The following is a 12,372-nucleotide window of genomic DNA, read 5'->3' as shown; positions in this document are numbered from 1 at the left end:
TCCCGTATGGCGCGTTAGCGTTGAGCACCCCACAACCACCGGAGGAGCTCATGTCCACCGAGATCGTGACCGACTTCCTCTCGGCCCTCGAGGATCTCGACATCGACCGCGCCCTCGCCCTCGCCGACCCCGGCATCGTCTACCAGAACGTCCCGCTACCCCCGGCCCGCGGCATCAAGGCGTTCGAACGGCAGCTGCGCCTGCTGGAGCGCTACTGCACGGGGTTCGAGGCCCGCGTCCACAACATCGCCGCCAACGGCCCGGTCGTCCTCACCGAGCGCACCGACGTCATCGTCGTCGGCGCCTGGCGGACCGAGTTCTGGGTGTGCGGGCGCTACGAGGTCCGCGACGGCAAGATCACCGTCTGGAAGGACTACTTCGACTGGACGACGTTCATCGCCTCAGGCGTCAAGGGCCTCGTCCTGGCCGGCCTGAAGAGCCTCCAGAGCCGGCCTCACCAGTCGTCCCACGTGAAGTCCTGAGCGAGCTCGTCCCAGGGCAGCTCGTACATGCGGGCCGCCGCGTCCGGGTGGACCACCCGCTCGCCCGCGTCCTGGAACCACACCACCGCGAGCGAACTGGTCCACCAGTCGTCCTCGGCACGCGGCGTCGGCGGCCCGTCGAAGAACCCCATGCACTCCATCGCCGGCAGCAACTCGACGGGCTCACCGCGGAACCCGGTGGTCGGCCCCTCCTGGACCTCCCGCTCCGGCGGCACCACGTACACCGGCCGCATGAACCGCTCGCTCGCCCGCTCCGCCGCCCTCTTGATCGCACGGTCGTTGAACGTGGCCGTGGGCACGCCCTCGATCAGCCCGCCGTAGGTCATCCGCATCTCGACCACTTTCAGGCGGATCGTCCCGCGCCGGATCTCGACCGAGCAGATCTCATGAGCCTTCTCCATTCGCGGCATTATGGCCCCCGCCAGATGACCATGGAAACGTCCTCCAGCATCCGCACCCCGTCCCCGCCGGAGGCCTGCTCATCGCGGACGGCGTCCCAGGCGTACCGGCTCGTGGCGATGGCCAGGACCGCCGATCAGCTCACCGCGGCCGCCGAGGGCCTGCGGGAGCCGCCGTGCTGAGCCAGCAAGCCGTGCAGGAAGTCCGGCACCGCCGACCAGTCCGTTGGTCGAGCGGGCTGAGATAGCGGCGGCGTTCGTCGCAGATCACTGTGAGGCGGGGGCCGCTGCGTCGAAGGATCTCAGAGCGGCCTCGACGATGCGGAGCGCCTCGCTGCTGTCGATGCCAACGCTGGCCACGACGGCGGCATAGTCGGCGGCGGCTTGGAGGGCTCGTTCGCGGGCCTGCTCTCCGGCCGCTGACACGAACGAGCCGGCTCGCCCCCGGGTCTCGATCAGCCCGGCTTCCTCAAGCTCCCGGTAGGCCCGGCCGACCGTGTTGACGGCCAGGCCGAGGTCGGCCGCGAGCCGGCGGATGGTCGGCAGCCGGGAGCCCGCGGCCAGCGTGCGGTCCTGGATCTGACGGGCCAGCTGGGCCCGTAGCTGCTCGAACGGCGGTACCGGCGAGTCCGCGTCGATGACGATCACCGGGTGCCCACCACATCTCGCGCCATGGCCGCGGCACCCGGCGTCCTGAACCGGACAGTGATCAAGGCGAGCATGCCCAGCACCACGAAGCCGACGGAGGCGGCGTTCCACCAGCCGGGTGCGGAGCCGAACAGCAACACCACCGGCAGCGACCACAGCACGGTGGGCGTGGTGCTCTCGCGCGCGTCCTCGATGCGCATGATGACGTCGGCCGTCAGCGAGACCTCGTCCTCGGCCACGACCGGCCGGGCCAGCAACTCGCGCAGCTGCAGGGCCTCGCCGATGCCGACGCCGACCACGGCGACCAGCACCACGACGGCTGCGTACCGCGCGGTGCCCTCGCCGACGGCCAGTGAGCTCGCCCCCAGCGCGAACGCGCCGGCGAAGCTGCCGGCCACCAAGACGGCGTGCGGCCGTCCGAGCAGGGCCCGCCAGTCGGGCTGCACCAGATGTGCGGCTCGCCGCGCCAGTGCCGCCCCGGCCTGCCGGTCAACACGCCGTATCCAGGCGTCGAGCAACGCCCGGGCCAGCACCAGGGCGACGACCAACGCGCTCAGGGCCAGCACCAGCGTCGGCCGGTGCGATCTGGAACCGCCGAACGCCAACGCCAGCGCCGCCCCGGGGATCAGCACCGCCTGCAGGACACTGCCGAAGAGCCGCACCCGCTGCCGCACCGCCAGTCGCGCGGTCAGCAACGGCGTCGGCGGGCCGTCCCCGAGGCGGTGCATCAGCAGCCAGGTCTCCGCGTATCGGACGTCCACCGGCCGCGGCCCAGCGCCCGGCATGGGGTTCTTCGCCATGCCTCCTCCTTTGTCCCAAGCTTTGTATCAACATGCTGCGTCATAACTTGCGACAAAGTCAACCGGTCGACGGCGCGATGTAGCCCGAGCACCACAAGGGAGTTGGGCGCCCAGCGGCCGTGCCGGTCGACCGAGCGCAGCAGCCGCCCGGTGGTGATGCCGCGTTCGGCCAGGCACGCCGCCCACGCGGCCACGGGGGCGGTCAGCGGGTGGCCGCCGCGCGGGATGGCCACCACCTCGCCCTGGGCGTCCTGGACGGTCTTGGACATGCGGATGGTCACCCCAGCCCTTCGGCGGCCTCGGCGACGTCAGCTCCCGCACCCGGCCGCGGTGGTCAGGCCGCAGACCTCGACCATGGCGCGCAGCGCGTCGATGGTGACCGGCGACGCCGGTGCCCCCACCGCGATGGCCTGGCTCACCGAGTCCGGGGACCAGCCCCGGCCGCACGGCGCGGCCACGTACTCGGCCAGCATGGCGTCCGTCGCCGACAGCGGCGGTGCGGCCCGCCTCGGCGCACCCGGCTGGCCGCCTTCGAGACCGTCCTGCGCGTGGGCAGCTTCTGGCGCTCGGCTTGGACGGCCTCGGCGACAACACCCTGCGCCCAGCGCGCTGACCTGCGCTGACAGGCCGCTGATAGGGCTTGGACAGCGCGTGCGGGCTATCCATGGACGCGACCGACCGTCCGCGATCAGCCCGCAGGAGAGCACTCCATGGCGTACGACCACCCGCCCGCAAGCCACCGGCCCGCCGGGCCCGCCCCGAAACGGCCGGTCAGCGTCGTCATCGGCGGGTCGTTCTGCGTGCTCACCTGCGCGGCGTGGACCGTGCTCGTCGTCACCTGCCTGGTGCGCGCCGCGACCGACGCCGGGTACGGGCTGCTCTTCGCCGTCGGAGTCCTCGCGCTGCCCGTCGCCGTCATGGCCCTTCCCGCCGACCGCACGCTGCCGCGCTTCCTCGGGGCGCTGGGCCGGGCGTCCGAAGGAGGACGGCGCCTGGCGATCCTGATCCTCATCGCGCCGATGGCCGTGCTCGCCTTCGTCTTCGGCATCGATCCGGGCCGGTTGTTCGCGGGCGTCCTCTGGCTGGTCGCCGCCCTCCCGTGCCTGGTGTTCGCCTTCCTTGCGGGCCGGGCCGCCACCGCCCGCGGACGCGCCGACCTCGGCAGCGGCCGCATGGTCGCAGGGCCGGGAATCTTCGCGGGCGTCATCTCGACGTTCTTCGTGCTCGGTGTCGTGTTCGGGGACGACCCCTGGACCAACTGGATGCCGGTCGGGTTCGTCCTGGCCGCGCTCGGAATCGTGGCCGACGCGTTCTGGTCCTTTCCAGCCGCCGGCGCATACCTCCAAGCGCGGACCCCGGCACGCAGCGAATGACGCTCACAGGGTCTCTGTACGACGGTGGGGGTAGGGGACGAGTCGCCCTTGGGGGGGACGCGGGGGGTCTGACTGTGCGGCGATCGTGGCGGCGGTCGGCAGGTACAGGACGAAGGGAGTCCCCCCATGGAACAGCGGAACAAGATGCGGATCGTCGCCCCCGTCATCGGGGCGGTGGTGTTGCTGTCGGGCGGTGTCGGGTTGGCCGCGCAGGCGGTGGCGGCCGAGGGTGGCGTGGCCGCTGCTCAGGCGCGGGGCGTTCAGGACTCGCGGGCGGTCACGGCCTGGGTGGAGCGGAACGCCGACCGGCTCCGTACCGTCGACCCGGCCGCGCCCCTGGACGACATGGAGTTCCTGCGCGGTTCGGTCGGGGACGCGGCGATCGTCGGGCTCGGGGAGCCGGCGCATCGGATCAGCGAGGTGACCGCCCTCAAGCACCGGTCCGTGCGGTACCTGGTGGAGCGGATGGGGTTCCGGTCCGTCGCCTGGGAGGGCGACTGGACGGTGGGCCTTGAGGTGGACGCCTACGTCCGGACCGGCAAGGGGGACGTGACCGCGCTCCTGAACCGCATGAGCCCTGCCTGGCAAACGCGGGAGACCGCCGACCTCCTCAACTGGATGCGCGACTACAACGAGGGGCGCAGGCCCGCGGACCAGGTGGGGTTCTTCGGGACGGAGTACTACACGACCTGGCTGCCCGCCTACGAGATGGTCGATCGCTACGTTGCCCGGGTCGCGCCCGGACGGCTGCCCGAACTGCGCAAGTACATGAAGGACATCCGCCCGAAGAAGCCCGACGCCTTCGCCCACGCCACGTGGTACAGGACCGAGGTCAAGGACAAGAAGCCCTACATCGCCGACGCTCGGCGGGTGTACGAGCTGGTGGACGGCCTGCACCACGGGGGCCAATCGCTGGCGTTGCACAGCGCGCGGCAGATCCTCTGGTTCTACGAGCACTACGACCTGCCCTGGGACCAGGCATACATCTCCCGGGACGCCCGTGCGGCCGAGAACCTGCGCTGGTGGCGCTCCTACAGCCGGGACAAGGTCGTCTACTGGGCGGCGAGCGCGCACAGTGCCGTCGCCCCCGATCTGAAGGTCACCGTCCCGCCCGGCCCGGACGTGGCGTGGCCCTCGGTCGGTTCGTACCTGCACCGCTGGTACGGGTCCGGCTACCGGTCGATCGGCTTCACCTTCGACCACGGGACGGTCGGCACCGACGCCGACGGGACGGTCACGGCGCCCCCGCCCGCCGCCGACTGGTTCGAGCGGCCGATTGGCCAGGCCAAGGGCTTCCGGCAATTCGCGATCGACCTGCGGAACCCCGCCCCGGCGCCGGTGCGCGAGTGGCTGCGTGCGCCCGTCAAGACCCGCGGCGTCACCGACGCCGAGAGCCCGCACGACTCGTTCATGAGCGGCGGCACGCTGGGGCAGTGGTTCGACGTGATCGTCCACCGGCATGAGGTCACGGCGGCGCGGCCGCTGTGAGGGTCAGAGCCGCTGGTTGAGGGCGGCGCGGTCCTCGTCGGGGAGCCAGGTCCCGTCCGGCGGCGCGTCCGGGTGGGGGAGCGCCCGGAGGAGCCGCGCCAGGCGGGGATCGCGGTTCTCGCGGTGCCAGACGATCGACCACACGTGCAGCGGCGTCGGCTCGACGATCGGGATCTGCCGCAGCCGCGGGTCGTGCGGCAGGTCGATGTCCTTCTCGCCCACGGCCACCGCGTGCCGCTCCCGCTGCAGCTGCCGCGCCGAGTCCCGGACGCCCACCGCGACGTCTCCGTACCGCACGGGCACGCCGAGGTCCTCGCTCAGCCGGGCGAGGTAGGCGCGCCACTCGTCGGCGCCGCCGGGGTCGGGCATCGCGATACCGGCCTCCCGGAGGTCGGCGACGCGCAGCGCGGGCCGGTCGGCGAGGGCGTGGCCCTCGAACGCGAACGCGTACATCGCCACCACCGTCACCGGCCGGTGCGCCAGCTCGGCGGGCCACGGCCGCGCGGCGTCGTGGACGCGGCCGAACGCGGCGTCGAGCTCCCGGTTCCGGACGGCGGGCAGCGCGTTGGCCAGGCCCTGCCGCATGCTGGGCTCGACGCCGAGGTCGGGTTCGCGCTCGGCGATCGCGCGCAGCAGCGCCAGCGGCGTGAAGCGCTCAGCGAACACGTCGACCCGCAGCGGCGCCAATGTCGCGGGCGCCGGGGGACGCACGGCGGCGACGGCGGCGTCGAACGCGGCGACCGCCTCCCGGGCCGGCGGCAGCAGGCGGTGCCCCGCGGCGGTCAACTCGACCCTGCGGGTCGTCCGCGCGAACAGGGGCGTGGCCAGGGCGTTCTCCAGTCGGCGAACACGCTTGGACAGCGCCTGCTGCGTCAGGAGCAGCCGGGCCGCGGCGCGTCCGAAGTGCAGCTCCTCGGCCGCGGCGACGAACGCGCGCAGCCCCTGGAGATCGGGTTCCATCCTCCCAGACTCGATTGACAACCTCTGGTTGTCAATCGGCCGTGAGCGGTTGTTGGACGCGTTTCCGGGGGCGCGGGTTATCTGGCGGCATGACGCTCCAGATGCTCCACTCGCCCGGCGAACCGTCGTCCCGCACCACCGAAGCCCCCAATCCGCCGCTGCTCGGCGAAGAGGTGTTCCAGCGGCTGCTGCGGCACCGCGTGATCGTCCTGGGCCGGCAGGTCGACGACGACATCGCCAACCGGATCTGCGCCGAGATGCTCCTGCTCTCCGCTGAGGACCGGCAGCGCGACATCCACCTCTACATCAACTCGCCCGGCGGCTCGGTCACGGCGGGCCTGGCCATTTACGACATCATGCAGTTCATCCCCAACGATGTCGCGACCCTCTCCATGGGCTTCACCGCGTCGATGGGCCAGTTCCTGCTGTGCGCGGGGACGCCGGGCAAGCGGTACGCGCTGCCGCACGCCAGCATCCTCATGCACCAGCCGTCGGGCGGGATCGCCGGAACGGCCTCCGACATCCGCATCCAGGCCGAGCACATGCGGTCGGTCAAGCACCTCGTCCAGGAACGCATCGCCCACCACACCGGCCAGCCGATCGAACGCATCGAGGCCGACTCCGACCGCGACCGCTACTACACGGCCGACGAGGCCCGCGCGTACGGCTTCGTCGACCACGTCGTCCAATCCGCCGACCACATCCTCGCCGCCCGCTGACAACGCCCGCCCGGCCGCCCCCGAAGGCGGCCGGGCCCCGCTCTTCCGGGCATTGCCCTTTCGTGAGGGGAGCCTTACCGGAATGCCGTGACGCGGCATTCGGCCACGGCGGAAGCGGGGATCTCGTTAGCATTTGTCCGTGCCCGCCTCGGAGAAGACACGGCGCAGCCTGTTCGAAGCCGGCGGAGGTACGTGCTCGATCTGCCGCAGATCACTGGTGATCGAAGAGCTCGATCCGCGGGGCAGGCCGTCCCATATCGCGGAGGCCGCCCATATCGTCGCCGAGAAGGTCGACGGACCGCGCGGAGAAGGGAGCAGGCCGGACGCCGTCAACGGGCTGCCGAATCTCATCCTGCTCTGCCCGTCCGATCACCGGCTCATCGACAAGCGCCCGGATCTCTGGCCGCTCGACAAGCTGCGGGCACTGAAACGGGAACACGAGTCATGGACGCTCGTCGCGTCGCGGCGTCCCCCGACCAGCCCGTCCGTTGTTCCGTACGAGCCGCCGCGCGCCCCCGGGATCAGGCCGGACGAGGTCGTCCGCGTCGACCGGGAGCCGTATCGGGTCGCGGGCCCCGGCGCCGAGGAGCGGATGGACGACGGGGCGACGGTCTGGTCCGAGGCGCCCCTCTTCGGCGAAGGCAGGCACCAGGGCCATTTCTGGCTGCGGCGGCTGGAAAGCACGCGGGAGACCCCGGCGGCCGGGGCCCTGCGCACGGCCGTCGCGGACGAGGTGGCCCTGCTCGACGACCTGGCGGGCACGGGCATACCGGGCATTCCGGTACTGCGCGCGGTGGAGATGACCGTGCACGTGGCCGCGATCGTCACCGGCCTTCCCGTGCGGACGTCGATCCGGGACGTCTTCAAGGACGGCCGCCCGCTCACCCGCGAGGAGATCGTGCTGTGCTGTGACGGGCTGCCCGCGTTGTGCGGGGCGCTCGGCGAGCTGCACGAGCGCGGCCTCGCCCATCGCCGCCTGGCCCCCGAGTCCGTCCTGATGAGCCGCGACGGCGCGCTGTCGTTGCGCGACGTCGGCGCGGCGACCGTCCCACCGCGCCCGGGGGAGCGTTCCGACCCGTTCCACGCGCCCGAACAGGGGAGTGGCGGCGGGCCACCGGGCCCTGCGACGGACGTGCATCGCCTGGCCAGGGTGATGTACGAGGTGCTGACCGGCAGGCGTCCGGGCCGCCGCGACCGCCACCCGTCCCCGTCCGCGCTGAATCCCGCCCTGCCGCCGGAGGCCGACCTCGTGCTCCTGCGCGCACTGGCGGCGGACCCGGCGGCCCGCGGAGAGATTCGGACCTTCGGGACGCGGCTGAAGGCGGCGGCCCGGGGCTCCCGCCCCCGCGGATGACCATTGCCACGAGAAGGGATGCCGTGTGACCAACCGGCCCGTCGAGCTGGACGGCCCGATAGGGATCGTGCCCTCGCTCAAGTTCAACGCGACCCTCCTGCGGCAGCGCGAGCGCTACCCGTTCCTGCCCGACGTCTCCGGGATCATCGGCGACCTGCGCGCCCTGGCGGCGCACGGGCCGGTCCCCGCCCGGGTCGCGCGCGGACGTAACGGAAGGGGCGACTACCTGAAGCTGTACGTCGACGGTCGGTACGTGCTGGACCTCAACGAGACCAAGCACCGCAACGGCTACTCGGTCACCGGGATATGGCCGATGGGCTTCACCGACCACGACCAGCTCGTCCGGGGCTCGCTCCAGCTGCTGACCACCGGCTGGATCTACCACCACCAGATCCGCGACCTCCCCTACGCGGGCCGGTCGGGCTGGGAGGACATCCAGGAGGAGTGGCGGTCGCTCCACCGGGAGGCGGCCCCGGGCGGCGCGGACCTCCTGGCCTCCCACGAGCGGTACCTCGACCGGCTCGAGGAGATCGTCACGACCGGCCGCCGTCTCGAACAGGAGGCCGCCGGGTCCGCGGCGGCCGTCCCGTACCGGCGGGTGGACGCCGCAGCCGCGCGCCGCCGCACCGCGCGCGCCGTCTACGACTTCCAGCTCGTCGGCGACCGGCTCCTGGCCGTCGGCACCCGCGTCCACGTGAGAGAGCACTCCGACCTGCAAGGACGGGTCGTCGACGCGCGCGGCACCGTGATCACCGTGCGCTTCGAGCGGCCGGTCGACTGGGCCAGGATCCCCGCCATGGGCGGCTTCGTGGAGTCGCCGGCGGTGACCGGGTTCGACAAGCAGTTGGAGGCCCTCGAGATCCTGCGCGAGCGGCGCGCGGCCAACCCCCACCTCCTGGACGTCCTCGCCGACGGCACCTTCACGCCGTTCCAGCCAGGGGCGGCGGCCGACGTCATGCCCGCGACGCGACTCGACGACAGCCAGCTCAGCGCGTTCCGCAAAGCCCTGGAGGCCCCCGACCTCGCGCTGATCCTCGGCCCGCCCGGAACGGGCAAGACCCGTACCATCGTCGAGGTCGCGCGGGCCGTGGCTGCGACGGGCAGGCGCGTGCTCATCACCTCCTACACCAACCGGGCGGTCGACAACGCGCTCAAGGAGCTGCCGGAGGACTCCCTGGTCCTGCTGCGCGCGGGACGTGAGGAGGGCGTCACCGCGGAGTGCGAGCACCTGACGATGGAGGCGCGGGCCGAGACCGTCCAAACGGAGATCCTCCAGCGGACCGAGGCGACCGCCCGGCATTACGACACCGCCGAAGGCGACGACTGGCTGCGCCAGCTCGACGCGGACCTCGCCGCGCTCACCGCCGCCGAGGCCACGGCACGGCAGGCCGCCGCGGCGTGGCAGGCCGAAGCCGACCGGTTCACCGCGCCGCTGCGGGCCCGCGCGGAAGCGCTCGCGGCGGACGAGGAACGGACCGGACACGCCCTCGCCGAAATCCGCGAGCGGGGCGAACGGCTCGTCCGCGCACGCGAGCGCGCGGACCGCAGGGCCGGCCTGACCCTGGTCGGATTCCTCTTCCGGGGAGGCGCGCGACGCGCCGCCGACCGCCTCGCCGAAGCCACCGCCGAACACGACCGGCTGACCGGCGTCCTGCACGGGGCCCGGGACGCCCGGCAGAGGGCGGAGGCCGAACTACGCCACGTCCGCGAGAACGCCCCCGAACTGGCCTCCCTCAGGCGAAGCGCGAACCAGGCCGAAGACGAGCGCCGTAAGCGAATGACCGCGACCCGCGACACCGCCGAAGCACTCCGCTCCACGATCGGCGGCGTCCCCGTGCCGCCCTCACCCGCCGCCGACCTCGGCGCCCTCGGAATCTTCCGCGACCACGCGGCCGGCGCGCTGGAACTGATGCGCCGCCGCGCCGCACTGCTCGCCGACTGGCGCGCCCAGCTCCTCCAGAACACCGAGCAGCTCTACCCCGAACTCGCCCGCTACGCCGACGTGATCGGCGCGACCTGCATCGGCACGGCGACCGCCGGAGCGCTCACCGGCCTCGACTTCGACCTCGCGATCGTCGACGAGGCCGGCCAGATCAGCACGCCCAACATGCTCGTCCCGCTGGTCCGGGCACGGCGCGCGCTCCTGGTCGGCGACCACCACCAGCTCGGGCCGTTCACCGACGACCGGATGCGCGCCTGGGCCGACCGCGAACGTCCCGAGGCCGCCGACCTCGTCGGCAGGAGCGGCTTCGAACTGCTCTTCCCCCGCACGCCTCCCGCGAACCGCGAGGTGCTGCGCTACCAGCGCAGGATGCCGCGGGTCGTGGCCCGGTTCATCTCGGACCAGTTCTACAACGGCTTCCTGGAGACCGACGTCGAACGCCCCCACCGCGACACCCTCTTCGCCAGCCCGCTCGCCTTCGTCGACACCTCCGGAGAACCGCAGCGGCGCCGCCACGACCGCCCGCCCCGGCCCGACGAACCCTGGGCCGAGCACGGCTGGGCCAACGACCTGGAGGCCCGCATCATCACCGAGATCGTGTCCTACTACCACCGCCACGACCCGGACTGGGCCGTGATCCTGCCGTTCCGCGCCCAGGTCGGCCTGGTCACCCAGCACCTGACGCGGCGGCTGGGCGCCCCCGACGCGGTGGCGGCCCGCGTCGGCACCGTCGACTCCTTCCAGGGCGGCGAACGGCGCCTCATCGTCTTCGGGTTCACCCGCAGCAACGCCTCCGGCAGGGTCGGCTTCCTGAACGACCTGCGCCGCTCCAACGTCGCGTTCTCCCGCCCCCGCAACCTCCTCGTCCTGGTCGGCGACACCTCCACGCTGCGCCGGGCCGACGACCCGGGCTTCCGCGCGGTGGCCGGGTCCCTGCTCGACCACGTCCGGACGAGCGGCGACCTGCGCCCGTGGCGCGAGATCGACCGGCTGCTGTCGGGGGAGGCCCGGTGAACGACGTCCTCTACCCGCCGAGCCGCGCCCTCGAACACGCCGCCGACCTGCCCGGCGTCCGCCCCCTCCGCATCCACCGGATCGGCGTCCCGCTGTTCGAGGTCGAGATCGACGCCCTCGTCCACGACGCCCAGCCCTACGACCTCCTCGACCGGTTCGTGGGCCGCGCGCTGGCCGACGCCGAACTGCGCTCGCCCGCCGAGATCGCCGACTTCCTCGGCCTCGCCCTGCCCATGGTGGACCGCGTCCTGCGCTTCCTCGGCAACGTCGGGCACCTGACCACCGCGCCGGACGGCACCCTCGTGCTCACCGACCTCGGGCGCCGCTCCGTCCAGGACGACAGGCGGTACGTCCCCAAGCGCGACCGTCAGAAGCTGTACTTCGACGGGGTGCGGGGCGAGGCGCTGCCCGCCGTCCACTACTCCCGGAGCGTCACCGTTCTCCGCCGGGACGAGGCAACCGACCAGAAGCTATTCCGGCTCCCCAAAGCCTGCGCCTTCCGCAACGACGCCGTCCACGCTCTCGCGGCCCGCCCCGACCGGACCGCCTACAACCTGCTGAGCGACTTCCTCGAAGTCACCCCGGTCGCCGTCGACGACGCCCACCTCCCCTGCTACCTGGTCCGCACCCAGACGCCGCGCGGCCTCGACCTCCTCGCCTACTCGGGCATCCCCGGCCTGCGCGACGAGCACCTCGAACGCCTCCTCCGCGGATGGCCCCTGATCGGCCAGCAGCTCGCCGTCGACGACGCCAACCACCAGGGCGACCCCCGCGACGAGTTCGGCGACTGGCTGCGCGAGCAGGGACTCGACCCCGACCTCCTGCGCTGGGTCGACCAGCCGCCGCGGCTGCGCCTAACCCTGCCCGCCTCCCGCTTCCACGACGTCCGCCCCAACACCCCGCGCCGAGGAACCTTCGGACTCACCCAGGTCGGCTCCTTCACGGCCCCCCGAGGCCAGGTCCTCCAGCTGTGGTGCGACGACGAACGCCTGCGCCGCGACGCCGCGTACGCCCGCGGCCTCCTCTACGCCACCTCGTCCCGCACACGCCAGGCCGACGAGGTCACCGAACTCCTCGACCGGATCTGCCGGCAACTAGAGATCGCCCCGCTCACCCTCGCCGACCTCCGCCGCCACGCCCGCACCGCCGGCCACCCCGACCTCCCCTTCTGAG

General features: G+C 72.6%; 13 protein-coding genes. 8 read left to right on the top strand and 5 right to left on the bottom strand.

Annotation, left to right across the window (positions count from 1 at the left end; genetic code table 11):
• The first annotated feature begins 50 nt into the window (after positions 1-50).
• Positions 51-482 carry a limonene-1,2-epoxide hydrolase family protein gene (locus ACZ466_RS03975; RefSeq protein WP_378283638.1) on the top strand — a complete coding sequence of 144 codons (432 nt, stop codon included), beginning with the start codon at positions 51-53 and terminating at the stop codon, positions 480-482.
• Here the strand turns inward: ACZ466_RS03975 and ACZ466_RS03970 are convergent.
• Positions 455-904 (bottom strand): hypothetical protein, encoded by a 450-nt coding sequence (locus ACZ466_RS03970; protein ID WP_378283637.1) that lies wholly within the window; start codon positions 902-904, stop codon positions 455-457. The genes ACZ466_RS03975 and ACZ466_RS03970 overlap by 28 nt on opposite strands.
• 24 nt (positions 905-928) lie before the next feature.
• Here ACZ466_RS03970 and ACZ466_RS03965 point away from each other — a divergent pair, with 24 nt between their 5' ends.
• Positions 929-1,084, top strand: a complete 156-nt coding sequence (locus ACZ466_RS03965) for a hypothetical protein (RefSeq protein WP_378283635.1) — start codon at positions 929-931, stop codon at positions 1,082-1,084.
• Positions 1,085-1,168: 84 nt separating this feature from the next.
• On the opposite strand, the gene ACZ466_RS03960 is transcribed toward ACZ466_RS03965, so the two are convergent.
• The 3 genes from ACZ466_RS03960 to ACZ466_RS03950 all read right to left on the bottom strand — a co-directional run bounded on the left by ACZ466_RS03960 (position 1,169) and on the right by ACZ466_RS03950 (position 2,822).
• Positions 1,169-1,549 carry a GntR family transcriptional regulator gene (locus tag ACZ466_RS03960; protein WP_378283634.1) on the bottom strand — a complete coding sequence of 127 codons (381 nt, stop codon included), beginning with the start codon at positions 1,547-1,549 and terminating at the stop codon, positions 1,169-1,171.
• Positions 1,546-2,349 (bottom strand): hypothetical protein, encoded by an 804-nt coding sequence (locus ACZ466_RS03955; RefSeq protein ID WP_378283633.1) that lies wholly within the window; start codon positions 2,347-2,349, stop codon positions 1,546-1,548. The genes ACZ466_RS03960 and ACZ466_RS03955 overlap by 4 nt, the downstream gene beginning before the upstream one ends.
• A gap of 308 nt (positions 2,350-2,657) precedes the next feature.
• A complete protein-coding gene (locus ACZ466_RS03950; protein ID WP_378283631.1) occupies positions 2,658-2,822 on the bottom strand; it encodes a hypothetical protein in 165 nt (54 codons plus the stop codon).
• A 237-nt stretch (positions 2,823-3,059) separates the two neighbouring features.
• Between ACZ466_RS03950 and ACZ466_RS03945 the strand changes: the two genes are divergently transcribed.
• On the top strand, positions 3,060-3,722 hold the full coding sequence (locus ACZ466_RS03945) for a hypothetical protein (protein WP_378283630.1): 663 nt from the start codon (positions 3,060-3,062) through the stop codon (positions 3,720-3,722).
• Positions 3,723-3,848: 126 nt separating this feature from the next.
• Complete coding sequence (locus tag ACZ466_RS03940; protein ID WP_378283629.1) at positions 3,849-5,210, top strand: erythromycin esterase family protein; 1,362 nt, start codon at positions 3,849-3,851, stop codon at positions 5,208-5,210.
• A 3-nt stretch (positions 5,211-5,213) separates the two neighbouring features.
• Here the strand turns inward: ACZ466_RS03940 and ACZ466_RS03935 are convergent, their stop codons facing one another.
• The gene (locus ACZ466_RS03935; protein ID WP_378283628.1) at positions 5,214-6,170 is read right to left on the bottom strand and encodes a LysR family transcriptional regulator; all 957 of its coding nucleotides are present in this window, start codon (positions 6,168-6,170) and stop codon (positions 5,214-5,216) included.
• An 89-nt stretch (positions 6,171-6,259) separates the two neighbouring features.
• On the opposite strand from ACZ466_RS03935, the gene ACZ466_RS03930 reads away from it, so the two are divergent.
• The 4 genes from ACZ466_RS03930 to ACZ466_RS03915 all read left to right on the top strand — a co-directional run bounded on the left by ACZ466_RS03930 (position 6,260) and on the right by ACZ466_RS03915 (position 12,371).
• Positions 6,260-6,889: an ATP-dependent Clp protease proteolytic subunit gene (locus tag ACZ466_RS03930; RefSeq protein WP_378283627.1), complete on the top strand. Its 630-nt coding sequence runs from the start codon at positions 6,260-6,262 to the stop codon at positions 6,887-6,889.
• Between the two features lie 139 nt (positions 6,890-7,028).
• Positions 7,029-8,243 carry a hypothetical protein gene (locus ACZ466_RS03925; RefSeq protein WP_378283626.1) on the top strand — a complete coding sequence of 405 codons (1,215 nt, stop codon included), beginning with the start codon at positions 7,029-7,031 and terminating at the stop codon, positions 8,241-8,243.
• 25 nt (positions 8,244-8,268) lie between these two features.
• Positions 8,269-11,199, top strand: coding sequence for a DEAD/DEAH box helicase (locus ACZ466_RS03920; RefSeq protein ID WP_378283624.1), 2,931 nt, complete (start codon positions 8,269-8,271; stop codon positions 11,197-11,199).
• Positions 11,196-12,371: a hypothetical protein gene (locus tag ACZ466_RS03915; RefSeq protein ID WP_378283623.1), complete on the top strand. Its 1,176-nt coding sequence runs from the start codon at positions 11,196-11,198 to the stop codon at positions 12,369-12,371. The genes ACZ466_RS03920 and ACZ466_RS03915 overlap by 4 nt, the downstream gene beginning before the upstream one ends.
• Position 12,372: the final 1 nt, after the last annotated feature.

The sequence above is a fragment of the Actinomadura rugatobispora genome (assembly GCF_055379765.1).
Note: the sequence above shows the minus strand (reverse complement) of the source record. Positions and strands in the feature narration are given on the sequence as shown.

Coding starts and splice junctions, on each gene's coding strand:
- ACZ466_RS03975 (WP_378283638.1), top strand. CDS start 51: ATGTCCACCGAGATCGTGACCGACTTCCTCTCGGCCCTCGAGGATCTC.
- ACZ466_RS03970 (WP_378283637.1), bottom strand. CDS start 904: ATGGAGAAGGCTCATGAGATCTGCTCGGTCGAGATCCGGCGCGGGACG.
- ACZ466_RS03965 (WP_378283635.1), top strand. CDS start 929: ATGACCATGGAAACGTCCTCCAGCATCCGCACCCCGTCCCCGCCGGAG.
- ACZ466_RS03955 (WP_378283633.1), bottom strand. CDS start 2,349: ATGGCGAAGAACCCCATGCCGGGCGCTGGGCCGCGGCCGGTGGACGTC.
- ACZ466_RS03950 (WP_378283631.1), bottom strand. CDS start 2,822: ATGCTGGCCGAGTACGTGGCCGCGCCGTGCGGCCGGGGCTGGTCCCCG.
- ACZ466_RS03945 (WP_378283630.1), top strand. CDS start 3,060: ATGGCGTACGACCACCCGCCCGCAAGCCACCGGCCCGCCGGGCCCGCC.
- ACZ466_RS03940 (WP_378283629.1), top strand. CDS start 3,849: ATGGAACAGCGGAACAAGATGCGGATCGTCGCCCCCGTCATCGGGGCG.
- ACZ466_RS03935 (WP_378283628.1), bottom strand. CDS start 6,170: ATGGAACCCGATCTCCAGGGGCTGCGCGCGTTCGTCGCCGCGGCCGAG.
- ACZ466_RS03930 (WP_378283627.1), top strand. CDS start 6,260: ATGACGCTCCAGATGCTCCACTCGCCCGGCGAACCGTCGTCCCGCACC.